At 65.9% G+C, this 24,810-nt stretch carries 14 protein-coding genes; 6 read left to right on the top strand and 8 right to left on the bottom strand.

From position 1 onward, the window contains the following. Positions 1 to 78 precede the first annotated feature (78 nt). Genes XARJCFBP2528_RS04445 through XARJCFBP2528_RS04425 form a run of 5 tightly spaced genes read left to right on the top strand, consistent with a single transcriptional unit; the run spans position 79 to position 14,970 of the window. Positions 79 to 6,711 carry a DUF3320 domain-containing protein gene (locus XARJCFBP2528_RS04445; protein WP_047124349.1) on the top strand — a complete coding sequence of 2,211 codons (6,633 nt, stop codon included), beginning with the start codon at positions 79 to 81 and terminating at the stop codon, positions 6,709 to 6,711. Between the two features lies 1 nt (position 6,712). Then, positions 6,713 to 8,257 carry a TIGR02677 family protein gene (locus XARJCFBP2528_RS04440; protein ID WP_016903524.1) on the top strand — a complete coding sequence of 515 codons (1,545 nt, stop codon included), beginning with the start codon at positions 6,713 to 6,715 and terminating at the stop codon, positions 8,255 to 8,257. After that, complete coding sequence (locus XARJCFBP2528_RS04435; RefSeq protein WP_047124348.1) at positions 8,254 to 9,522, top strand: TIGR02678 family protein; 1,269 nt, start codon at positions 8,254 to 8,256, stop codon at positions 9,520 to 9,522. Before XARJCFBP2528_RS04440 ends, XARJCFBP2528_RS04435 begins: the two co-directional genes overlap by 4 nt. Beyond that, complete coding sequence (locus tag XARJCFBP2528_RS04430; protein WP_047124347.1) at positions 9,519 to 13,646, top strand: TIGR02680 family protein; 4,128 nt, start codon at positions 9,519 to 9,521, stop codon at positions 13,644 to 13,646. The genes XARJCFBP2528_RS04435 and XARJCFBP2528_RS04430 overlap by 4 nt, the downstream gene beginning before the upstream one ends. Positions 13,647 to 13,671: 25 nt before the next feature. Then, entirely contained in the window at positions 13,672 to 14,970 is a 1,299-nt protein-coding gene (locus XARJCFBP2528_RS04425; protein WP_026064922.1) for a TIGR02679 family protein, read from the top strand. 316 nt (positions 14,971 to 15,286) lie between these two features. Here the strand turns inward: XARJCFBP2528_RS04425 and XARJCFBP2528_RS04420 are convergent, their stop codons facing one another. Further along, positions 15,287 to 16,039: a hypothetical protein gene (locus tag XARJCFBP2528_RS04420; protein ID WP_230673835.1), complete on the bottom strand. Its 753-nt coding sequence runs from the start codon at positions 16,037 to 16,039 to the stop codon at positions 15,287 to 15,289. A 261-nt stretch (positions 16,040 to 16,300) separates the two neighbouring features. Beyond that, a protein-coding gene (locus XARJCFBP2528_RS04415) for an IS3 family transposase (RefSeq protein WP_232618404.1) occupies positions 16,301 to 17,388 on the bottom strand; the annotation gives its coding sequence in 2 pieces (ribosomal slippage) (positions 16,301 to 17,136 and positions 17,136 to 17,388; 1,089 coding nt in all). A gap of 273 nt (positions 17,389 to 17,661) precedes the next feature. On the opposite strand from XARJCFBP2528_RS04415, the gene XARJCFBP2528_RS22045 reads away from it, so the two are divergent. After that, the gene (locus tag XARJCFBP2528_RS22045) at positions 17,662 to 18,024 is read left to right on the top strand and encodes a helix-turn-helix transcriptional regulator (protein ID WP_016903535.1); all 363 of its coding nucleotides are present in this window, start codon (positions 17,662 to 17,664) and stop codon (positions 18,022 to 18,024) included. A gap of 25 nt (positions 18,025 to 18,049) precedes the next feature. Here XARJCFBP2528_RS22045 and XARJCFBP2528_RS04400 read toward each other — a convergent pair whose 3' ends face one another. The 6 genes from XARJCFBP2528_RS04400 to guaB form a co-directional block, all read right to left on the bottom strand. Beyond that, positions 18,050 to 18,292, bottom strand: a complete 243-nt coding sequence (locus XARJCFBP2528_RS04400) for an autophagy-related protein 101 (RefSeq protein WP_016903536.1) — start codon at positions 18,290 to 18,292, stop codon at positions 18,050 to 18,052. A 36-nt stretch (positions 18,293 to 18,328) separates the two neighbouring features. Next, on the bottom strand, positions 18,329 to 19,273 hold the full coding sequence (locus tag XARJCFBP2528_RS04395) for a nucleotidyl transferase AbiEii/AbiGii toxin family protein (protein ID WP_016903537.1): 945 nt from the start codon (positions 19,271 to 19,273) through the stop codon (positions 18,329 to 18,331). Then, entirely contained in the window at positions 19,257 to 20,078 is an 822-nt protein-coding gene (locus XARJCFBP2528_RS04390) for a type IV toxin-antitoxin system AbiEi family antitoxin domain-containing protein (RefSeq protein ID WP_026064585.1), read from the bottom strand. The genes XARJCFBP2528_RS04395 and XARJCFBP2528_RS04390 overlap by 17 nt, the downstream gene beginning before the upstream one ends. A 111-nt stretch (positions 20,079 to 20,189) precedes the next feature. Further along, positions 20,190 to 21,353, bottom strand: coding sequence for a tyrosine-type recombinase/integrase (locus XARJCFBP2528_RS04385; protein ID WP_016903539.1), 1,164 nt, complete (start codon positions 21,351 to 21,353; stop codon positions 20,190 to 20,192). Between the two features lie 302 nt (positions 21,354 to 21,655). Further along, entirely contained in the window at positions 21,656 to 23,221 is a 1,566-nt protein-coding gene (gene guaA / locus XARJCFBP2528_RS04380) for a glutamine-hydrolyzing GMP synthase (protein ID WP_016903540.1), read from the bottom strand. A 99-nt stretch (positions 23,222 to 23,320) separates the two neighbouring features. Then, a complete protein-coding gene (gene guaB, locus XARJCFBP2528_RS04375; RefSeq protein WP_016903541.1) occupies positions 23,321 to 24,778 on the bottom strand; it encodes an IMP dehydrogenase in 1,458 nt (485 codons plus the stop codon). Positions 24,779 to 24,810 lie beyond the last annotated feature (32 nt).

The following is a 24,810-nucleotide window of genomic DNA, read 5'->3' as shown; positions in this document are numbered from 1 at the left end:
CTGCCAGCTGGCGCTAATATCCTGGCAGGGCGTAACAGGGCGTAATGCGCGTTATGACAGGGCACTGCAGGGGATTCCATGGACGAGACACAACTGAAAGATTCGGCCACCGCTGCCGAATTGAAAATCGACGTTACCCTGATCGCCAAATTGAACTTGGCGGACTTTCAGAATGCGGTCCCGCTGTTGCGGGATCTCTGGCTGGTCAACGAGACCGATCAGAAGCATGAGCAGGTCGAGTTGGTCCTGACGTCCGATCCGCCCTTTCTGAAGCCGCGCCGTTGGCGGATCGACGCGCTGGCCGCGGGCTCCCGCTATCCGATCCGCGACCTGGACATGAATCTGGACGGCGGATTGCTGGCGCGGCTGACCGAGGCCGAGACGGCCACGGTCTCGCTGGCCTTGCGCTCCGTGGGCGCGGATACGTCCACCCCGGCCCTCGCGCAGCGCGACAGCCATCTGGAGCTGCTGCCACGCAACCAATGGGGCGGCATCTCGCATCTGCCGGACTTGGTCGCCGCCTTCGTCCAACCCAACGATCCGGCCGTGGATCGGCTGCTCAAGCGAACCGCCGAGGTGTTGCGTCAGAACAATCGCAACCCCGCACTGGATGGCTATACCGGCGGCGCCAAGCGCGCCTGGGAACTTGCCTCGGCCCTCTGGGGGGCCACGGCTGACATGCAACTGGACTATGCCCTGCCCCCCGCCAGCTTCGAGCAATCGGGCCAGAAGGTGCGCAGCCCCAGCCAGATCGAAAGCTCGGGCCTGGGAACGTGTTTCGACCTCACGTTGCTGTTCTGCGCCGCACTCGAGCAGGCAGGCTTGAACCCCCTGCTGGTCTTCACCGAGGGCCATGCCTTTGCAGGCGTCTGGCTGCAATCGGAGGAGTTTTCAAATACGGTCGTCGACGACGTGACCGCATTGCGCAAGCGCCTCAGGCTCAAGGAACTGGTGCTGTTCGAGACCACTCTGATCACCCAGCGCCCCACCGTTCCCTTCAGCTATGCCACCGACCGCGGTGCCCAGCAGGTTGACGAATCTCAGGATGCGGGATTCCGCCTGGCCGTGGACATCCGCCGGGCGCGGCTGCAGCGCATCAAGCCATTGGCCAGTGCGGAGGCGGCAGTTGCTACGGCGTCGGACACCGAAGGGTCACCGTCCACGCCCGCCGTGCCAAAGATCGAAGACGCGCCTGACCTGCCCGACAACGCGCCGGCCAATGCGGAAGATGCCAGCCAGCTCGATCCCAAGGACCGGCTGCTTCGCTGGCAACGCAAACTGCTGGATCTGTCGCTTCACAACAACCTGCTCAACTTCAAGGCCGGCAAGAAAGCACTCAAGCTGGAAGCACCGGACCCTGGCGCGCTGGAAGACCTGCTGGCCAGCGGCCAGTCCCTGAAGCTGCGCCCGCGTCCGGACCTGATGGACGGTGCCGATCCGCGCGATCAGGCCATCTACGAAGCCCGCGAACGCGAGAACGTGCGCCGTGCGCACGCGCTGGAAGCCCTGCAGAAAGGCGAGGTTTTCGTTGGCGTTCCCGAGATCGAACTCGATTCACGCCTGGTCGATTTGTTTCGCAGCGCTCGCACGACTTTGCAGGAAGGCGGTGCCAACACGCTTTATCTCGCCCTGGGCTTCCTGTCCTGGACCCGCGAAGACCGTGACGGTCAGCGCTACCGCGCGCCCTTGATACTGGTGCCGGTCAGCCTGCAGCGCAAGAGCGCCCGCTCGGGCTTCACGCTCAGCCTGCATGACGACGAGCCCCGCTTCAATCCGACCTTGATCGAGATGCTGCGCCAGGACTTCGAACTGAGCCTGGGCACGCTCGAAGGCGAACTGCCGCGGGACGATGCCGGCCTGGACGTCGCTGCGGTATGGAAGGCTGTCGGCCACGCCATCAAGGACATCAAGGGCTGGGAAGTGACCGAGGACGTGGTGTTGTCCATGTTCTCGTTCGCCAAGTATCTGATGTGGAAAGACCTGGCCGAGCACAGCGAACAGTTACGCGAGAACCCGGTCGTGCGCCACCTGCTGGACACCCCGCGCGATACCTATCCACTGGGCGCTCCGTTCCCGCAAGTGCGCGAACTGGACCAGCACTTCGACCCCAGGCAGGTGTTCTGCCCCTTGCCGGCGGATTCCTCGCAGTTGTCAGCCGTGCTGGCCGCCTCGCAGGGCAAGGACTTCGTCCTGATCGGTCCACCGGGGACGGGCAAGAGCCAGACCATCGCCAACCTGATCGCCCAATCCCTGGCACAGGGCCGACGCGTCCTCTTCGTATCCGAGAAGATCGCGGCGCTGGATGTCGTCTACCGGCGCCTGCGTGAAATCGGCCTGGGCGAGTTCTGCCTGGAGCTGCACTCGAGCAAAGCCCGAAAGCTCGACGTGCTGGCGCAGTTGCAATCGGCTTGGTCCAGCAGTGGCCAGGCCGATGCCGAGCAATGGCGGGCCGAGGCCGAGAAACTCAAACGCCTGCGCGATGCGCTGAACATCTATGTGGAACGCCTTCACCAGCGTCGCCGCAACGGCTTGAGCCTGTTCGATGCCATCGGCACCGTCAGCGCGGGACACGACGTCCCGACACTTCACTTGGCCTGGCCCTCGGCCGATCAGCACGATCATGCTGGCATCGAACAGTTGCGCAGTGCCGTGGACCGCCTGGAAGTCAACGCACAGGCCATTGGCCATGCCGCGCTGGCGCAGCACCCCTTGGCCCTGGTCGGCCAGGGAGACTGGTCGCCCACCTGGCAGCAGCAACTGATCGCCACTGCGCGTGATGTGCTTCCCGCCGCCCAGGCGACGATCGAATCCGCCCAGGTGTTTGTCCAGGCCATCGGCCTGCCCTCGCCCACACTGACGCCCGAAACCTGCGAAGCGCTGCTGCTCCTGGCCCAACGCCTGCCTCTGGCGGCGGGACATGATTGGCGCTTTGTCCTGCGGCCCGACGCACGCAGCCTGAGCCAACGCCTTCAGGAAGGCGCGGCACTGGTGCGCCGCCATGCGGAACTGAACATACAGCTGTCCACGCCGTGGCCCGCTTCTGTCATGACCGCCTGCGCCGACGGGCTGGCCCTGCTCGCCGAGCACCGGCAGACTCGCGCAGAACTCGGCGAGCCCTGGCCGATACGCATCACCGTGCAGCTCAACCAAGGGCTGGGCCTGCTGGCCCAACTCGTCGAGCACCACTCGGCACTATCGGCTCCCTACGGCAAGGCGATCGAACAGCTCGACGTCGCCCAGTTGCAGCAAATGTGGGAACAGGCCGAGCAGACGTTCTGGCCAAAGTCGTGGCTGGGCAAACGCAAGGTCACAACTCAACTGTCCAGCGCCACCACAGGCGGCTCGCAGCCTGACGTCGCCAACGATCTGCAGCATTGGAATGCCATCCGCGCCTTGCGCCAACGGATCCAGGCAATCGATCCAGGCCAGCAGTGTGCGGACGTCTGGGCAGGACTTGACACACAACAGGACAAGGTGCGCACGGCCCTGCGCTGGCAAATCGCCCTGGCTGCCGTACTCGAAGGCCAGGCCTGGGAAGACGACGGCTTCGACGCCATCGCCGGTGGCCAATGCGGAGCCACCCTGCAGGCCGATCTGCAACGGGCACGACGACTGCGCCAGCTCGACCAGGACATTGCTGCACATGCATCGCTGGAAACGGCGACCGACGGCCTATGGGCAGGCCACGCCACACCAGTCGACCGCCTGCGTGCCGCACTCGACTTCCTGAGCGACTGGCGCAGCCATGCCCAGCTAGGTGCATTGGAGGCCCACACCTTGGTTGAGGAAGGCGCTTGCGGCCCCACGCTGGCACGCGACCACCAGACGCTTCGCCAGCGGGCCGATACGGAACAGGCGCTGGCTGCCCTGGACGACTTGCGCGAGTCCACCGCAGGCTTGTGGAAAGGTCTCGCGACCAACCTGGATGACCTCGAACAGGCCTGCCAGCTCCGAGAGGATCTGGCTGCCGTGCTGGCCCGCCTGGCCACCACGCCCGAACATATCTCTACCTGCAAGGCACCGCTGCATACGTTATTGGGCGATGCCAATGCACTGCTGGAGCCCGGTGGTCGAATCGCGCTGGCCGGCGCCCGATACGTGGAGAAATGGGAACAGCTGCTACCCCGGCGCGAGGCACTCGCGACAACCGGACATTTTGCCGAGGCCGCCCAGGCGCAGTGGCAGTCCATGTCACTCGACGGGCTGATCGAGCAAAGCCAGTCCATCGTGCGCGCCGAGCACGGACTGCGCAGCTGGTGCGCATGGCGCCAGGCGCGCGACGAGGCGCTGGCACTCGGGCTGGCCACGCTGGTCCAGGGCATCGAGCAGGGTCAGGTCGGCCCAGGCCAGGCACGCCGAACCTTCGAGACCAACTACGCGCGCTGGTGGCTCAACGCCGTGGTCGATCACGAACCGGTCATCCGCGGTTTCGTCAGCGCCGAGCACGAACAGCGCATCCGCGATTTCCGCGAGCTCGACGAGCGCTTCACCGTCCTGACCCGGGACTGGCTGCGCGCCCGCCTGTGCGCCCACCTGCCCTCGCAGGACAACGTCAGCCGCAACTCCGAATGGGGGCTGCTACGGCACGAGATGGGCAAGAAACGCGCGCACCTGCCCTTGCGCGAACTGATGGCCCAGATTCCCGAGGCGCTGACCAAGCTTACGCCCTGCCTGCTGATGAGCCCCCTGTCCATCGCGCAGTACCTCCAGGCGGGGGCAAACGCCTTCGACCTGGTGATCTTCGACGAAGCCTCGCAGATCCCAGTCTGGGATGCGATCGGCGCCATCGCCCGCGGCCACCAGGTCGTCATGGTCGGCGATCCCAAGCAGTTGCCGCCGACTTCCTTCTTCGACCGCGCCGAATCCGGGCTTGACGACGAAGACGTCGAGGCCGACCTGGAGAGCATCCTCGACGAGTGCATCGGCGCCAATCTGCCGACAAGGAATCTAAACTGGCACTACCGCTCCCGCCATGAAAGCCTGATCGCCTTCTCCAACCATGCCTACTACGACGGCGGACTGGTCACCTTTCCTTCCCCCGTAACCAATGATCGCGCTGTCAGCTTGCAATTGGTGTCGGGTGCCTATCAGAAGGGAGGCACACGGACGAACCCCGCAGAGGCCAAGGCGCTAGTCGCCGATGTCGTGGCGCGGCTGACGACCCCCGGTTTCCGAGAAAGCGGGCTGACGATCGGCGTGGTCACCTTCAACGCCGAGCAGCAGAAGCTGATCGAGGACCTGCTCGACAACGCACGACGCAAGGATCCACGTCTGGAGCCCTACTTCGCCGAGGACGAATTAGAGCCGCTGTTCGTCAAGAACCTGGAGAGCGTACAGGGCGACGAGCGCGATCTTATCTATTTCTCCATCACCTACGGTCCGGACCCCGCAGGCCAATTGACCATGAACTTCGGCCCGCTCAACCGCCAAGGCGGCGAGCGCCGGCTCAACGTGGCCATTACCCGTGCACGTCACGAACTGCGCGTGTTCGCCAGCTTCCGGGCCGAACAGATGGACTTGGCGCGAACCCAAGCCATCGGCGTGCGCGACCTCAAGCACTTCCTGGAATTCGCCGAACGCGGTGCCCGTGCGCTGGCAGAAGCCAACCGCGGCAGCCTGGGCGGCTTCGAAAGCCCCTTTGAACAGGCCGTGGCCACAGCCCTGGCCCGGCGCGGCTGGCACGTCCAGCCGCAGATCGGCGCCTCCTCGTTCCGCATCGACCTCGGCATCGTCGATCCCGACGCGCCTGGACGCTACTTGGCCGGTGTGGAATGCGATGGCGCCACCTACCATCGCAGCGCCACCGCGCGCGACCGCGACAAGCTGCGCGAGCAAGTCCTGCGCGGCCTGGGATGGGATATTGTTCGCGTCTGGTCCACCGACTGGTGGATCGATCCGGCCGGCACGCTCGACCGGATCGATGCCCGGCTGCAAGCCTTGCTCGCGGCCCAGCACGAGCGGCGCGCCGAAGAGGCCGAGCGCGCAGCCGAGGCCGACCGCCTGGCGCAGGCGGCCATCGCGCAAGCCATGGCATCGGTGACGAAGCCAGACGAGGAAACGGCGCCCCCAGTCCATAACGCGGACCCGATCGCACCGGAAGTCTCGGCGACCTCTCCATCAGAGCAAGTCGAGGAAGTCTTTGCTCGTCAGGTCTCCGCAGTAGCAGCCGATGCCGAGCAAACAACGCCACGGGAAGCCTCGCTCTATCGGGTCACCGATCCCACCGGAGCGGTCGCCGGCGCCAATCCCGATCGTTTTTTCGATGGTGCGTACAACGACATCCTGTCGGCCATGATCGCCCACGTCGTCGATCACGAGGGGCCCGTGCTCGACGCCCTGCTGGCCCGTCGCATTGCCCGTGCCCACGGCTGGCTGCGCACGGGCGGACGGATTCGCGAGCGCGTGTTCCAACTTGCTCGGGCCCGTTATCGGACGACAGATGAAGAGGTTGGCACGTTCTACTGGCCCGAGCACCGTGATCCTGCAACGGAGCCGCCTTTCCGGGCGCCTGCCGACGAGGACAGCGTGCGGGCAGCCGACGAGATCAGCTTGCAGGAACTAGCTTCGCTGGCCCGTGCCATGATCGCACGCGGCGCTCAAGGCGAATCGATCTACACCGCGATGGCACGCGAACTGGGACTGCAGAAGTTGGGCGCCGCGAGCCGAGCGCGTTTGGCGCTGGCCTTGCAATCCATATCGCCCAGCCCGTGAGATGACGCTCCCAGCAACAGCCCAAGCCGATCTGTTTCGCCACGTCAGTGCGGAAAAGGCCGCGCTGTATCGCTGCGTCATGGATTGCTTCGCCGCTGCCAAGCGGCAGTTCCGGCTGCATCTTCGCCCCGACGAAGTATTGGAAGACGGCGACTGGTCGACGTTGGTCAGCTCGGCTACGCCCCGGATGGAAGAAATCCAGGCGGCGCTGGCGCAATTGGCCGAATGGGGCAACCTCGAATCCCAGCCGGACACCGCCCGTGTCGCCAGCATCAGCGACTTCTATCGCGCGCGCTTCGTCTACCGGCTCTCGCTGGGTGGCGAGGCGGTGGAAGCCGCGCTAGCAGCCTTCAGCCGCGTGCTGCGCCGGCGCGCCGAGTTGCAGAGCGTCGCACTTGAGGACATCGCCCTGCGCCTGAAGGCGTTGCTGGCCCTGGCCGACAGCGCCGAACCCGATGCCGTCAAGGTGCACGAAACCCTGCGCGACCTAGTTCGCGTGTTTGAGAGCTTGGCCGACAACGCTCAGGCCTTCATGGCTGGCGTCGGCCGCGGCATCGAATTGCAGCAGGCCGACGCCGCAGCCGTGCTCGCATACAAAAAGCGGCTGATCGACTACTTGGAGCGTTTCATCGGCGATCTGGTCGCGCGTTCCGGCGGCATCGCCCAGCACATCCTCTCGCTGCAGCCGCGCATCGAATCGCTGCTGTGGCTGGCCGCCCAGCGCCAGGCCCGCGACAGCGCGCCGGGGGACGAAGCAGAGCAACTCGATGCAGTCACGCGCGGCTGGCAGGCCTGGCGCGAACGCTGGACCGGGCTGCGCCGCTGGTTCCTAGCCACCGGACACGCGCCCGCGCAGTCCGAATTGCTGCGCGCCAAGGCACGCGCGGCGATCCCGCAGCTGCTGTCAGCCGTGGCCACAATCAATGAGCGCCGCAGCGGACGCAGCGACCGCTCTGCGGACTTCCGCATGCTTGCGGGCTGGTTCGCAGCCTGCGAGGACGATGCCCAGGCCCATCGCCTGGCGCGCGCAGCATTCGCGCTCAACCCGGCCCGCCACTTCTCGTTGAACCCCGAACTGGCGTCCGGGGCGCAGGACTTGCCCGCCAGCACGCCTTGGGCCGACGCGCCGCCGTTGCGCATTCATCCGCGCCTGCGCGAATACGGCCAGGCATCGCCACGCGGCGCACTGCCACGGGTGCAGGCGCGCGATGCCGAGCGCCAATTGCTCGCCGCTCGGCTACACGAGGAACATGCGCAAATCGAAGCCGCTCGCCAGCGCCTGGCCAACGGCCGCAGCACGCGCCTGTCCGAGTTCGGCACACTCGACCCGCATGCCTTCGCCCTGTTCCTCGGGCTGCTGGGCGAGGCGCTGACCGCGCAATCCTCGCCCGACGCCGAGGTGGACGTGCCCAGCGGCGACGGCCTGCTGCGCATCCGCATGCAGCCGCTGGCCGCGGACAGCCGGGCCAGCATCCACACCGCCACCGGCACGTTCAGCGGCCGCGACCACCTGATCACCATCACCCGCACGGACGCAGCACCATGAGCCCCAGCGACAGCCGCGCGAACAGCCGCAGCATCGGCCGCCAGCAGGCCCGCCACCGCGACGACGAACGCCGCCAGGCGCTGCGCGCCCTGCTGATGTCGCCGCTGATGAACCCGGCGCACGAGGGCTTCGCCGCCGTGCGCCGCCACGCCGACGAGCTACGCGCCTGGTTCGCGCGCGAGACCGGCTGGACGCTGCACATCGAGCGCGACTGCGCGCGCCTGTACAAGCGGCCGGCCGACCTGCGCGACGCCAGCCGCGGCCTGCCGGGTTACGACTACAGGCGCTACGTGCTGCTGTGCATGGCCTGCGCAGTGCTCGAACGCGCCGACCCGCAGATCACCCTGCGTGTCCTCGGCGAGCGGCTGCTGACGCTGGCCGCCGACCCCGCGCTGGAATCGCGCGGCTTTCGTTTCACCCTCAGCGCCGCGCACGAGCGCCGCGAACTGGTCGCCGTCTGCCGCAGCCTGCTGGAGATCGGCGTGCTGCAGCGTGTCGCCGGCGACGAAGAAGGCTACGTACGCAGCAGCGGCGAGGCGGCCGAGGGCGCGGACGCCTTGTACGATGTGCGCCGCCGCGTACTGGCTGCGGTGCTCTCAGCGGTCCGCGGCCCGTCCACCTGGCCCGCCGAGCAGGCCCCGGTGGACCTGGACGCACGCCTAGCCTCGCTGGTAACCGAGCACCAGCCCGACAGCGAGGAAGGCCGGCGCACGGCCCTGCGCCACCACCTCGCACGCCGCCTGCTAGACGACCCCGTGGTCTACCTGGATACCCTCGACGCCGAATTGCGCGCCTATTTCGTCAACCAGCGCGGCGCGATGGCCAGCCGCCTGTGCGAGGCCACCGGCCTGGTCGCCGAGCAGCGTGCCGAAGGCCTGGCTCTGGCGGACGAGGATGCAGAACTGACCGACATCGCCATGCCCGCCGAAGGCACCGAGGCCCATGCCACCCTGCTGGTCGCCGAGTTTCTGTCCCGGTCGCGGGAAACCACCGATGCGATCAACCGCGACGACGTCATCGCCTTCCTCGCCACCGCCCGTGAAGCGCACGGCAGCTACTGGCGCAAATCGGCGCGCGAACCCGGTGCCGAACGCGAACTGGCCGACCTGGCACTTGAGCGCCTGCAGAAACTGCAACTCGCGGCATGCGACGAGACCCACGTCCAGCCCCTGCCCGCACTGGCGCGCTTCGCCCTGGGCGAGGCCGATATCCGCCAGCCAGCCGCGCCCGCGACCGCGGCCGCCCATCCGTCCCTGTTCGAATGACCGACACCACCTCCCCGTCCTTGCCCATCCCCACCCTCGCACGCTGGCAGCCACTGCGGCTGGGGCTGGTCGAGCTGTTCCACTACGACAGCGAGGAGTTCTGGTTCCGCGACGGCCACCTGCTGTTGCGCGGCAACAATGGCACCGGCAAGTCCAAGGTGCTCTCGCTGACCCTGCCGTTCCTGTTCGACGCCCAGCTCAAGCCCTCGCGCATCGAACCCGACGGCGACGCCAGCAAGAAGATGGCCTGGAACCTGCTGCTGGGCCGCCTCGACCGCCGTATGGGCTATGCCTGGCTGGAGCTGGGCCGGCTCGGCGCCGACGGCCAGCCGCACTACCTCTCGCTGGGCTGCGGACTGCTGGCGGTGGCCGCGCGCCCCCAGGTCGACAGCTGGTTCTTCGTGCTCGAACAGCAGCGCATCGGCCAGGACATCTGGCTGATGAGCCCCGCGCGTGCGGTGCTCACGCGCGAGCGCCTGCGCGACGCGCTGCATGACCATGGGCAGGTGTTCGATACCGCGACCGCCTACCGGCGCGCGGTCGATGAGCGTCTGTTCCACTTGGGGCCGCAGCGCTACACCGCGCTGATGGATACGCTGATCCAGCTGCGCCAGCCGCAGCTCTCCAAAAAGCCGGACGAGGCCAACCTCTCTAACGCGCTGACCGAAGCACTGCCGCCGATATCCACCGACCTGCTGGCCGACGTCGCCGACGCCCTGAACCAGCTCGAGGAATACCGCCGAGAGCTGGAGGAGTACGAGGCCTTGGAGCGCGCCGTCGGCCAGTTCAACCAGCGTTACCAGCGCTACGCCGCCACCCAGGCCCGGCGCCGTGCACGCAGCCTGCGCAGCGCGCAGACCGGCTTCGACAACGCCAGCCGCGACCTCAACGACGGCCGCCTCGCCCTGGGGGCCGCACGCGCCGCCGAAACCGGAGCGACACAGGCGCAACAGCGGGCGGAAAATGCGCTGGCCGGCCACCGCAGCCGGCTCGACGAGTTGCAGAACGACCCGGCCATGACCGACGCCAAAGCCCTGGACAAGGCGGCAGCCGACGCCGAGCGGCAGCAACGCGACGCGGGCGCCGCCCGCACTGAACGCCAGCGCCGACAGACCCGCTTCGAGCAGGAACAGCAGGCCACACGGCAGCGCGCCCAGCGTGCAGAGGATGCGGGCCACGCACTGGCCGAGGCCCGCACACAGGCCAGCGCAGCGGCCGAAACCGCTGGCCTGGTGTCCAACTACGGCGCCAGCCCGCTGGCCCACGGCGAGGCGGCCACCCTGACGCCAGCGGCGCTGGCATCGGCACAGCAGGACCTGCGCCACACCGCTGCCGCCCGTCGCGAACAGGTCGCCCACCTGCAGCGTCGCTGCGACGAAGCCGAGCAGGCGGCCCACGAGCGGGCACGCGCGCAGGACTTGCGCGACGAACGTGCCGACGAGGCAGAGGCCGCGGCCGCCCGCCGCGAAGAGGCCGACGCGGCCGTCGAAAGGCAAGGCCAGCACCTGTTCGAAGCCTGGCAATCCCATCTGGATGCTGCGCAGCAGTTGCAGGTGCCCGACAGCGGCGACGTCCTCGAAACGCTGGCCGCCTGGACCGCGAGCCTACACGGCGACAACCCCGCGCGCGCCGCCCTGCACCGCGCCCAGCAGGCCGCCAGCCTGCGGCTGGCCCAGCGCCAGGCCATGTTGCAGACCGAACAACAAGCCCTGGAACAAGAACAAGCCACGCTGCACGCGGAGCGCACGCGCCTGCAATCCGGCGAAGACGCCCTGCCCCCGCCACCGGCATGGCGCGCGCCCAGCGCGCGCGAAGGTCGGGGCGGCGCGCCGCTGTGGCAACTGGTCGAATTCGCGCCGGCAGTGCCGGCCGATCTGCAGCCCGGCCTCGAAGCCGCACTGCAAGCCTCGGGTCTGCTCGACGCCTGGGTGACGCCCGACGGACAGTTGCTGGATGCTGGCGGCGCGCCGCTGCCGCACGATGCCCAGTGGCTTGGCCGGCCAGCGCGCCCGGATTCGCTGGCCGCGTGGCTACAGCCGGCGCCCCCGGCCGAGGCCACGCCGATGGTCGCCCCCGCCGTGCTGCAACGCCTGTTCGAAGGCGTCGCCTGCGGCGAGCAGGACGACCCGGGCGCCGAAGCCTGGATCGGACCCGGCGGCCGCTTCCGGCTGGGCGCATTGGCCGGCGCCTGGCACAAGCCCCGCGCCGAGTTCATCGGTTACGCGGCACGCGCTGCCGCCCGCGCGCGCCGCCTGGCCGAGATCGCCCAGCGACTGGAGGAACTCGACCTAGCGCATGCGCAGCTGCAGGCCGGCTCCGCCCAACTCGCTGCCGATCAGCGCCAGGCTGCCAGCGAATGGCAGTCCGCGCCCACCGACGACACCCTGCGCGCCGCGCACCTGCAAGCCAGCACGCGCGTGCGCGAGCTCGATGCGGCCAGGCTGCGCCTGGACCAGGCCGAGCACGCCCTGCGCAGTGCCATCCAGCAATGGGAAGCGGCCAGCCAGACCCTGGAACAGGACGCCCGGGATCTTGCGCTGCCGCCAGCGCGCGACGCCCTGCACACCATCGATCGGGCGCTGCTCGCCTTCGGCGATCGGCTGCATGCGCTGACCAGTGCCGCGCGCGCCTGCCACGACGCCTTGGCCGAACACCGCCAACAAGTCGAACGCGAACAGCAAGCACGGACCGATGCCGAACACGCGACCGAGCAAGCGGCCGAACGCGACCTCCTGGCCGAAGAAGCCCGTATCCGCCTGCAGACGCTGCGTGAATCCGTCGGCGCCAAGGTCGAAGAACTGCAGCAGCGCATCCGCGATGCCCGACAGGCCGTCAGCAGTGCAGATCTGGAACTCAAGTCGAGCAACGAAGCGCTTCGCCTTGCAGGCGAAACGCGGGCCCGGGCCGAACAGAAGGTCGAGGCGGCCGACGCCATCCTGAGCGAGCGCATCGCCTCGCGCCAGCAAGCCATCGAGCACTGGCAGGCCTTCGCCGCCACCGGCCTGCTCGAAATCGCACTGCCCGATGCCGAACTGCCGCCGCAGGCCGCGCCCTGGACCATCGAACCCGCCCTGGCCCTGGCACGCCGCGCCGAACAGGCGCTGCTGCAGGTCAAGGACGACGACGACGCCTGGAACCGCGTGCAGAACCAGGTGTCGCAGGACTACACCGAACTCGGCCGCGCGCTGGCCGCGCTCAGCCACCGCGCCCAGGCCGAAACCAGCGATTTCGGCCTGATCGTCAGCATCGTCTACCAGAACCGGCCCGAGCGCCCCGACCAACTGGGCACGCGCCTGGCAAGCGAAATCGCGCAGCGCCGGGAACTGCTAACCGCCGGCGAACGCGAGGTGCTGGAGAACCACCTGCAGGCTGAAATCGCCAGCGCCATCCACAAGCTGCTGCGCGACGCCGAGCAACAGGTGCTGGCGATCAACGCAGAACTGGCCAAGCGTCCGACCTCCACCGGCGTGCGCTTCCGGCTGCTGTGGGAGACCCTGCCCGAAAGCGGCGAGGGCGGCGCCCCGGTCGGCCTCAAGGCCGCCCGCCAGCGCCTGCTCAACACCAGCACCGATCTGTGGAGCGCCGAGGACCGCCGCGTGGTCGGCGAAATGCTGCAACAGCGCATCGCCGCCGAGCGCAGCCGCGCCGACGCCGACCAGGGCGGCAGCCTGCACGAACAACTGGCGCGCGCACTCGACTATCGCCGCTGGCACCGTTTCCGCGTCCAGCGCTGGGATGGACAATGGCGCCCGTTGTCCGGCCCGGCCTCCAGCGGCGAACGCGCCCTGGGCCTGACCGTACCGCTGTTCGCCGCCGTCTCCAGCTACTACTCCCAGGCCGGCCACGCGCATGCGCCGCGACTGGTCCTGCTCGATGAGGTCTTCGCCGGCATCGATGACGCCGCACGCCATCACTGCTGGGCGCTGATCCGCGAATTCGACCTCGACTTCGTGGTCACCAGCGAACGCGAATGGGCCTGCTCGGCCGAGTTGCCCGGGGTGGCTATCGCCCAATTGCAACGCCACGAAGGCATAGACGCCGTGCACGTCTCGCGCTGGACCTGGGACGGCCTCGCCAAGCGCCAGGAACCCGACCCCGATCGCCGATTCCCGCCTGCCGCCTGATCTGCCCCACTTGAACCCGAGCTGCATGCGCGCCGACGCCACGCTCCCCTCCGATCCGCGCTTGCAACGCCTGCTGGGCGACGATGCCCTCGCCCCACTGCGCCAGCGGCTGCGCCGATACTTCGAGCGCATCGGCCCCAATGCCACCGCATCGACACTGCGGCTGGACCGACTCGCCCCCGACGCGCACCAAGCGCTCTGCCAGATGACCGGCAGACCCTTACGACCCGCGCGCTCGATCACCCTGGACATCCGCCAACTGGACACGGCATTGCGCGAAGCCGGCCTAGCGAACTCACTGCGCGACGCGCTGGAACGCCTAGACGGTCCCATCGTCGACAAGACGCGGCAGCGCCTGGAACTGCAGGCACGCTGGGCCGCCGCGACCGACTCGATCGATGCGTGCCCGCTGCTGCAGGATTGGTTGAACACATCGTCAGCCCCGCCGCTGCTCAAGCGCCTGAGTCGTGCCCCGGAAAATGCCATGCCATTATTGAACGCCGCCGACAGCGTGCTGCGCGCTCTTCCAGCGCAGGGGCAACCCCGCGCACAATTGGCAGCCAGCCTGCTCGGCGACGCCCATGCCCTCGACGCTGGGCGACCGGTGGCCACCCTCGTACTCGCCGCTTGGCGGCATTACGAGCGGCAACACCCAACAAACCACGAAACCGGGGAGGATCCAGAAGATGCTCCAAAGGGAGAAGGCACGGAGGAGCGTCAACGCGACATCTGGGCACGTGCTGGCATCCTGGTCAACGAATTGGCCAGGCCCGCACTCTTCCTCAATTTGCCGGTGGCCACCTCCCAAGGAGCGCTAGGGCATCCAGGCGAACCGTCGTACATTTCGCTGCGGCAATTACTTCGAGCCAGCAAGATCTGGTCCGTCGCCGATCGCGTCGTCCATGTCTGCGAGAACCCCAACGTCCTCGCCATCGCAGCCGATCAGTTGGGCGCCAGCTGCGCTCCACTGGTCTGCACGGATGGCATGCCATCGGCTGCGCAACGTATCCTGCTAGATCAATTGCAGGCCGCCGGCGCAAAGCTGCTCTATCACGGAGACTTCGATTGGCCCGGCATCGGCATCGCGAACTTCGTGATCCGCACCTGGAATGCAAATCCTTGGCGAATGAGCACCCAAGATTACGAAGCTGCCGCTAGTTCCACCACACGCGTGAGGCATGAACTTGGTGCCATACCTGTCAACGCCGACTGGGATATTCATCTCGCAACCGCAATGCAGAACTGTGGCACTGCCATCGCAGAGGAAGCCGTAGCGACCATTCTGATTGAGGATCTACGCATACCGGGTCCGGCAGAAAACTGATTGACCTCCACCGGATTACTCCGATTCACCGATGATTTGCGCCAACCTGATGATCCACGCCATAGCGCGACGACTTACGCTGGGACCCTACCCGCCCACTCGATCATCAACAAGCCACGCAGACCCGCGTGGCTTAAGGGATTTTCAGTGATCGACAAGGGCCTCTACCGTCGCTCTTACCGTCAGAAACGCACACCTTTTGATGGCGCGGGAAATGGAGCGACTTGCGGGGCGACGACGTTGGCGACACCATCATCAATCAGCTCAAAGCATACCGCAAACCCTACGCTTGCCGCATCTACAACGAGCAAGCGATTCACTTACCTGGGTCGAAAAGAGTCTCGATTTCAGTGGCTACTTTCCCCAAGGCCGTGATGACGCCATCGATGACGAAATCGAGCGCTCGTCCATAGCCAGCGTTGACATTCGCTGTATCGAAACCAAGCTGCCGCAAGGTCGTCAGGCACTGTTCTACGGTTTCGTGCGCGTCGGCGATTCTGAGATCGTTGTTTAAGAACAAGGGAGCCATAGCTTCATTGTGATCTTTCCAACCTTCGGGTTCTCGATCTGAGGCAAAGGCATCGCTTGCCTCCTCATGAGTATTCAACCTTTCGTTAAGAAGCGCTTGCAGCAGCTTGATGCTCCCGACCTCCTTGACAGCCACTCTCGGACACCCAGCGCGCTCCAATAATGACTTGAGGTATCCGTTCGGAACACCCTGCCACAACTCGTGCAAGCTTTTGCAGCGTGCCAGGAACATCTGCTGCGTCATGTTCAATGGTGCAACCTGAGCCAACCGACCGAGAGCTGGATAGGCCAACCAACCATTGGCCGCTACCTCTGCACGATCAAAGCCAATCAGCTCTACCGGCGACTTGTTCAGTCCCACGATTGTGCCGAGTGCGGAAAGGCCGTCACCCAACCGTAGAAGCGCATCGAGCAGCCGCTGCACTTTGGCGACCACATGCTCTTCATCCAGATCCACATGCGCTAAGTCTGCCGGATCGACTGCAAATGATCTAGCGTGCACGATCTCGCGATCCGGCTTTGGCTTGTACAACTCACGCATCGGCACCTGAATTAGATTTCTTCCTACCCGCCTACATTCAGTAAAAGCCCACTGCCCTCTGTATGACGGACTACAGTACCACTGCTCCCAAACATAGGCCGGTGTCGAGTCGTAGAAAACGCTCTGTTCGTATTTCTGGAGAAACCGATCATCGAGATAGACCGGATCGTGTCCCACTAGGGCGTCCGCGCGCGCATGGGTCATTGGCTGAGCGTCGCCAGGCGGTAATCCCCCCGCTTTTAGCGGACTGCAGAAGTGGAGTTATGCAGCCATCGCCAGTTTCATCGCTGGCGTGATGCCGCCGAGCGCCATGTTGGGGCGCTCATGGTTGTAAGTCCATAGCCAGCGCGTGGCCTTGTCCTGCACTTGCTCGATGGTGTCGAACAAGGTTGTGGCCAGCCAGGCGTAGCGGACGGTGCGGTTGTAGCGTTCGACGTAGGCGTTCTGCTGCGGCTTGCCCGGCTGGATGTGCTCAATGCGAATGCCGTTGCGTTGCGCCCACGCCAGCAGTGCTGCGCTGATGTATTCGGGCCCGTTATCGCAGCGAATGACGCGCGGCGTGCCGCGCCACTCGATGACCTGCTCCAACGATCGGATCACCCGGGCCGATGGCAGCGACAGGTCCACCTCGATCGCCAGCCCCTCGCGATTGAAGTCATCCAGGACATTGAACAACCGGAAGCTGCGACCATCGGCCAACTGCTCGTGCATGAAGTCCATCGACCAGACCTTGTTGATCGATTCCGGTACCGCCAGCGGTTCGGGCTTCTGGCGTACCAGTCGCTTCTTCGGTTTGATCCGCAGGTTCAACTCCAACTCCCGGTAGATCCGGTACACCCGCTTGTGGTTCCAGCCAAAGGCCTTCACGTTGCGCAGGTACAGGAAGCAAAGGCCAAAGCCCCAATCGCGATACGTCGTCGTCAATCGCACCAGCCAGTCCGCGATCCGGGCGTTCTCGTCCCACGCCTTGGCCTGATACCGATAGCAGGTCTCGCTCACCTCGAAGGTCTGGCAGGCGTGCCGGATGTTCGTGCGTCCGACTTCGACCGCTGTTCGGGCCATCTCCCGACGTTGAGATGGCCTCACCATTTTTTTGCCATCGCCTCCTTCAGCAGGTCGGCACTGAGCTGGGCGTCGGCGTACATCTTCTTCAGGCGCCGGTTCTCGTCCTGCAGCTCCTTGAGCTGGGACATCAGCGACGCATCCATGCCGCCAAACTTGCTGCGCCACTTGTAAAACGTGGCCGAACTGATGCCGTGCTCGCGGCACAACTGCGGCACCGGCGTGCCAGCCTCGGACTGCTTGAGTACGGCGATGATCTGGCTGTCGGTGAAGCGGGATGTCTTCATGGAACCTCCTCGGAAAAGGATACGAGAAAATTCCACTTCTGGCGTCTGCTACTTCGCGGGGGGATTACCGGCCCGGATCAGCGATCCAGGCCGAAGGCATCAGGGATCAAAGCCGGATGGCCGCGACTCGCAGAGGCGCGGGGCGCAGCCTGCGAGCCCGACGGCGGAACGCCGGGATGCTCCTTTCCTACGCCCGGCCTTGCTTCAGCAGGTTGTCGCAATCGCCACCGATAGCCACCATGACGTTCATTGCGAACACATGGAATCTGGACGATGGCTGCCGACTCGGAACCAATCAGGACCTCTGCACAACACACAGCTTCCCTGGCCCATCCTGGGACTGAGCGGTACGCCGAGCTTCCGCAGTTCCCGCAGGGATCACCGCTCCCCTTTCGTCGCACGATCCGCCGCCGCGAACTGCATCAGATCGTGCCCTTGGCGGAAACCACCATCTACGAAATGGAGCAGCGCGGCGAGTTTCCCCGGCGCTTCCGGCTAACGCCGCGCTGCGTGGTCTGGGATCTGGAAGAAGTCGAAGCCTGGATAGAAAGCCGCAAGCAAGCCTCGCGATCAGCAGAGGCCGACACATCGGCCGGCCCGGACGTGAGGCTGCGTCGGCACCGCCCTGTTCGATGAAACCGCCATCTGGCGTCCACGGCGACTACCCGGCGTCCACCTTGACCAGTTCTGCCCCGGCCAGCACTTGTGCCATCTGAGCCGCAGCAAGCGTGACCGCCACATCTCGGTCCCGTGCCTCCCGGCTGAAGGCCAGCGCGATATGTCCAGGCCGCCCCCAGCCCACCGTGGCGTCGGCACAATCGCTGCCGGCCAGCCGGCGCAGGACCTCATCCTGCGAATCCAGCTCAGGATTCAGCGCATAGACCAATGTGAAATCGTGAGCCATCGCGATCACCCCATCGCCTTTGTATTACCCGCTGCGTCAGCGCGCCTTGATGCGCGCCAGCACGTCCGCCAACTGACCACGATCCGCCGCGCGTTTGGCGGCCGTGCGCTGTGCCAGGTTGTGCAGCTTGCGCCGCACCCCGGGCAGATCGGCCGCATGGCCAAGGCCGATCAACCCGAAATCCGGCTGCTCATCCTCGACCGATTGCAGAAAGGCGCTCGACGGCTCGTCCAGCCAATGCGCCACGCGCGACAACAGACGTTTGCGGCTCTCCAGCAAGGCCGCCGCTTCAATGGGCTCAGACGTCATGCCCTTGAAGTGAGCCTCGAAGGTGGCCTCGAAATCCGCAGGTACGCGAGGTGTCAGCATCTCCCACGCCGGCTTGGGGCTGCATGTCAGGTACACGAGAAAGGTCCGCCAGAGACCAGCATCCGCTCGTTCATCCTCCAGCAGCAGGCCCACGTCGAACAGATCACGCGGATGCTGCCGCGACAGTGCCGCTGCCAGCTTTCCGGCATACAGGTCGGCGAAATCCAGTACCTGCACTTCGGCGAAGCCGAACGCCTCCTCCACCTTCGGGCGCACGACCATGGCCCGCCCCGGATGCACCGTCCCGCGCATCACCGGCGTCGTCTCGATCTGCACGCGCGCGCGGCCGCGACTGGCCACCAGCCGGGTGACCGCCCCGCCTTCGCCCGCTGAAGCTTGCACCTGCAATTGCAAAGGCCGAGCGCGCATCGCGTCGGCCAGTCGTCCGAGTGCTTCGGCGATCAGCTTCGCATCCTCGGCGTAGTCGTGCACCGGCAGCCAGGCCAGGTCGATGTCCACCGACAGACGCGGCAGGTCATGCTCGAACAGGTTGATGGCGGTGCCGCCCTTGAGCGCGAAGCGCGGCTCCTGGGCCAGCACCGGCAGGATCTCGACCAGCAGCCGCACCCGGTCGGTGTAGCGCCGGTCCCACCGATCAAGCCAGGTGCTCATCGAGGTCTCCCGGCAAGGTGATCTGGTAGGTCGGATGCAGGCGCCCGCCGGGCACCAGCGCACGCTTGCCCCGGCCCAGATCGACGCCATCCAGCGGCACATGCGCCAGCCACGCATGCCGATGGCGATCGGCCAGTGCCAGGAACAGCCGCTTGGCCTTGATGCTGCGGCAGTGGCGCAGCAGCAGAGCGACGCGCTGTGGTCGCAGTGTGGTCATGGCCTGCATCAGCGCATCGGCCTCGTAGACTCCTGCCGCCTCCGATACGCCATCGCACAGCTCCAGCATGGCCCGCTCGGGCGTCGCGCACACCAGGGCATCGACACCAGGCGCAGCGGAATGCCAGGCCAAGCCCGCCTCGGACAGCGCCTTCTCGGAGACTTCCGCCGTGACGGGCACGGCCGACAGGTCGAACGGCCCCCTGCCCTGGTACTCGAAGCGCTGCTCCATGGACAGTTTGTCGACCCAGCCCGGCGGAGGCGCCGGCCCGTAAAGCGTGATCGTCCCGGCATCGCCCAAACGCAAGTAGTGCTCGTGCCCTTGCAAGGCCAGTGCGAAACGCCCTCCGACATGTAGCGGCACGCCCTCCCCGACCTGCAAGCTGCGGACCACCCCATCCCATTGCAGCCGCCCGCCGGCGCGCATGTACACGCCACGCGCCGGCGACACCAGCCAGCCGCTGCCCACATAGCGCGCAACCAGGCTGTTGGAGTAGTCATGCGCGCGCAGCCAGCGGCTGGACACAAGGCGCGTATCGCCCAGTTCGGCCAGCAATCGGTTCAGTTTTCCCGAATTTTGAGCATCCATAGTGCTCAAAATATCATATTTATAAACCGCCACAAGGACGATAAGTTTGGCGAAGGAAGGAAAAGATCATCCAGAGTGATCTTTTCAGGATAAATACAAACCTCTGGCAACCTACCAGAAGTGATCCCAGTCAAGGTCCCCGGCGTACTCGGCCTTGTTGTAGACCGAGCGCGAAGACCTGCTGCCCTCCTCGTGCGCCAGGCACTTCTCGATCCAGTCCCCGTTGAAACCCACCTCGTTGAGCAGCGTGGACGCGGTGCGTCGCAGGTCGTGCACCGTGAATGGCCCCAGCGGCAACCCGGCTTCCTTCGCGCGCGACCCAATGAGCTGCGTCACCCGGTTGAGCGTTGCATGCGACATGCACCGATCGGGGTCGTAGCGCGACGGCAGCACGAATCGCGAGCCCGCCGCGCAGGTGTGCAAAGCCACGAAAATGTCCATTGCCTGCCGCGACAGATAGACCACGTGCGGCTTGCGCCCTTTCATTCGTACTTTCGGGATCGTCCAGGTGGCGTTCTCGAAATCCACCTCGTTCCAGGTCGCCTCGACCAGTTCGCTCTTGCGCACCATCGTCAGCAGGATCAGGCGCAAGGCCAACCGGATGGTCGGATAAGACGCGATGGTCTCCAGTTGGTGGAAGGCCAGCCGGATCTCGGCTGGCGAGAGCGCCCGGTCCTTGGGAACGAAGGTCGCGATCGACGCCGCCTTTACGTCGTCGGCCGGGTTGGCGAGCCGCTCGCCATGCAGGATGGCGAAGGCATAGACCTGCTTCACGATGTCGCGGACATGGATGGCCGTGGCCGGCGCGCCGCGCGCCTTCACCTTGTTGCACAGCGCCCGGAGGTCGTCGGGGGTGACTTCCTTCAGCTTGCGATTCTCAAAGACCGGCAGGATGTCGCGGTCGATGATGTGCTTGCGCATCGCCCGCGTGCTGTCAGCCATGCGGGCATCGGCCAACCAGCGTGCCGTCATCTCGCCGAAGGTCCTGGCGGCCGTCAGTCGCCGCTTGGCCCGCTGCTTCTCCAGCGCCGGGGAAAGGCCCTGATCGACCGAGCGCTTGGCGTCCAGCAGCCGCTCGCGCGCCATGGCCAGCGACATGCCGGCCGGCCCGTACCGTCCGAGCGTGAGTGTCTCGCGGCGCCCGTTGAGACGGTAGTCGTAGCGGAAGGTGATGGTACCGGCGGTAGATACCGCCACGTACATGCCATCGCGGTCAAAAACCTTATAAATCTTGGACTTAGGCTTGAGATTGCGCAGTGCTGTGTCTGTGAGCATTGAGGGGGTTCCTCCTGTTCGTGACGGCTTTTACCGTCAGGGACCTGGAGACCCGTTGATGCTCGGAAAGCCGCATGAAACAAGCTTTCCTCAGGAGTTTTTTACCGTCAAAGACCGGTTCGGTCTCAATAGTAAACAGGAAGGTCTGGATCCGACCTCCGGGGGCTTACCGTCAGTTCTGTCGCCGACCCGTTCTGCTGGCCGGCGATAGCCACCGATAGAGAACTCAACTTATACATTTAAAATCAACAAGTTAAGTCACTTCTACCGATACCTGGCGATAGCCTCCGAAAGACGCTCCGTCACTCCCACTCAATGGTCGCCGGCGGCTTGCCGGAGATGTCGTAGACCACGCGCGAGACGCCGCGCAGTTCGTTGATGATGCGGTTGCTCACCGTGCCGAGGAAATCGTACGGCAGGTGCGCCCAGTGCGCGGTCATGAAGTCGATGGTCTCCACTGCGCGCAGTGCGATCACCCATTCGTAGGCGCGTGCATCGCCGACCACGCCGACCGACTTGACCGGCAGGAACACCGCAAACGCCTGGCTGGTGGTGTCGTACAGATCGGCCTTGCGCAGTTCATCGATGAAGATCGCATCGGCCTTGGCCAGCAATTCGGCGTATTCGCGCTTCACTTCGCCCAGGATGCGCACGCCCAGGCCCGGGCCCGGGAACGGATGGCGGTACACCATCGTGCGCGGCAGGCCGAGTTCGACACCGAGGCGGCGCACTTCGTCCTTGAACAATTCGCGCAACGGCTCGACCAGGCCCAGTTTCATGTGCTCGGGCAGGCCACCGACGTTGTGGTGACTCTTGATCACGTGGGCCTTGCCGGTCTTGCTGCCGGCCGACTCGATCACGTCCGGATAGATCGTGCCCTGCGCCAGCCACTTGGCATTGGCCAGCTTGTTGGATTCCTCGTCGAAGATATCCACGAACAGGTTGCCGATGATCTTGCGCTTGGCTTCCGGGTCGCTGACGCCTTCGAGCTTGGCGAAATAGCGGTCGGCCGCATTGACGCGGATCACCTTCACGCCCATGTGCTCGGCGAACATCGCCATCACCTGGTCGCCTTCCTGCCAGCGCAGCAGGCCGGTATCGACGAACACGCAGGTCAGCTTGTCGCCGATCGCCTTGTGCAACAGCGCGGCGACCACCGACGAATCGACGCCGCCGGACAGGCCCAGGATCACTTCGTCATCGCCCACCTGCTCGCGCACGCGCGCGATCTGGTCGTCGATGATGTTGGCCGCCGTCCACAGCGTCTGGCAGCCGCAGACATCGACCACGAAGCGGCGCAGCAAGGTCTGGCCCTGCAGCGTGTGGGTGACCTCGGGATGAAACTGCACGCCGTACCAGCGCTTGTCCTCGTTGGACATCGCCGCCACCGGAATGCGGTCGGTCACCGCGGTGACGGTGAAGCCCGGCGGCACCTGCGACACGTGGTCGCCGTGGCTCATCCACACATTGAGACGCGATGCGCCGGCATGATCGGTCAGCCCTGCGAACAAGGCATCGGCGGCCACCACATCGACTTCGGCATGACCGAATTCGCGCTGGTCCGCCGCCTCGGTCGCACCACCCAGCTGCGCAGCCAGCGTCTGCATGCCGTAGCAGATGCCGAACACCGGCAAGCCGCTGTCGAACACTTCCTGCGGCGCGACCGGCGCACCCGGCAAGGTGGTCGACTCCGGACCACCGGACAGGATGATGCCCTTGGCGCCGAAACCGGCGATCTCGGCCGGGTCATGATCCCAGGCCCAGATCTCGCAATACACCCCGATCTCGCGGATACGCCGCGCAATCAGCTGGGTGTACTGCGCGCCGAAATCGAGGATGAGGATCTTGTCGCTGTGGATGTTGGTCATTGGCGCCGGGAATCGGGAACGGGGAATCGGGAATGGGCAAAGCGGCGCAGACGCTGGTTCATCGATTCCGACTCCCGATTCCCCATTCACGCAGAGGCATCAGCCCATGCGGTAATTCGGCGGTTCCTTGGTGATCTGCACGTCGTGGACATGGCTCTCGCGCTGACCGGCACCGGTGATGGTGACGAACTTCGGCTTGGTGCGCATTTCCTCGATGGTCGCGCAGCCCACATAGCCCATCGTGGCGCGCAGGCCGCCGATCAGCTGATGGACGATGCCACCGACCGGGCCGCGATACGGCACGCGCCCTTCGATGCCTTCCGGCACCAGCTTGTCGGCATCGCTGGAATCCTGGAAATAGCGGTCCTTGGACCCCTTCTCCATCGCGCCCAGGCTGCCCATGCCGCGGTAGCTCTTGTAGCTGCGGCCCTGGAACAGCTCGACCTCGCCCGGGGCTTCCTCGGTGCCGGCGAACAGGCCGCCGACCATCACCGTGGAGGCGCCGGCGACCAGCGCCTTGCCGATGTCGCCCGAGTAGCGGATGCCGCCATCGGCGATCAGCGGAATGCGGTCCTGCAGCGCCTCGGCGACCATGTCCACCGCGGTGATCTGCGGCACGCCGACACCGGCGACCACGCGCGTGGTGCAGATCGACCCGGGGCCCACGCCGACCTTGACCGCATCGGCGCCGGCGTCCATCAATGCCAGCGCGGCATCGCCGGTGACGATGTTGCCGCCGATCACCTGCAGCTGCGGATACGCCTTCTTGACCCAGGCCACGCGATCGATCACGCCCTGCGAATGGCCGTGCGCGGTATCGACGATGACCACGTCCACGCCGGCCGCAGCCAGCAGTTCGATGCGCTGCTCGGTGTCGCCGCCCACGCCGACCGCCGCGCCGACCAGCAGGCGCGTGGACCCGTCCTTGGCCGCGTTGGGGTTGTCGGTCTTCTTCTGGATGTCCTTGACCGTGATCAGGCCGCGCAGCTCGAAGCTGTCGTTGACCACCAGGATCTTTTCGATGCGGTTGCGATGCAGCAGCTCCAGCACTTCCTCGTCACTGGCGCCTTCGCGCACGGTGATCAGGCGATCCTTCTTGGTCATGATATGGCGGACCGGATCGTCGAGCTTCTTCTCGAAGCGCATGTCGCGGCTGGTGACGATGCCGACCAGTTCGCTGCCATCCACCACCGGCACGCCGGAGATGTTGCGCGCGCGGGTCAGCTTGAGCACCTCGCCGATGGTCGTGTCCGGGCTCACCGTGAACGGCTCGGTGATCACGCCGGATTCGAATTTCTTGACCCGGGCGACTTCGCCGGCCTGCTGCGCAGGGGTCAGATTCTTGTGGATGATGCCGATGCCGCCCAGCTGGGCCATGGCCACCGCCAGGCGGTGCTCGGTCACTGTGTCCATCGCGGCCGAGAGAATCGGCAGCTTCAGGCGCAGATCGCGGGTCAGCCGGGTTTCCAGGCTGACGTCCTTGGGCAGGACGATCGAATGAGCGGGGACGAGGGAAACGTCGTCGTAGGTGAGAGCTTCAGCCTGGATGCGGAGCATCGGCGGACCCGAGTTTGGGGAAGCGCGGCATT

This window comes from Xanthomonas arboricola pv. juglandis, assembly GCF_001013475.1.
Taxonomy (GTDB): domain Bacteria; phylum Pseudomonadota; class Gammaproteobacteria; order Xanthomonadales; family Xanthomonadaceae; genus Xanthomonas; species Xanthomonas arboricola.
The sequence above is the reverse complement of the archived record's forward strand: the minus strand, read 5'-3'. Positions and strand labels throughout refer to the sequence as shown.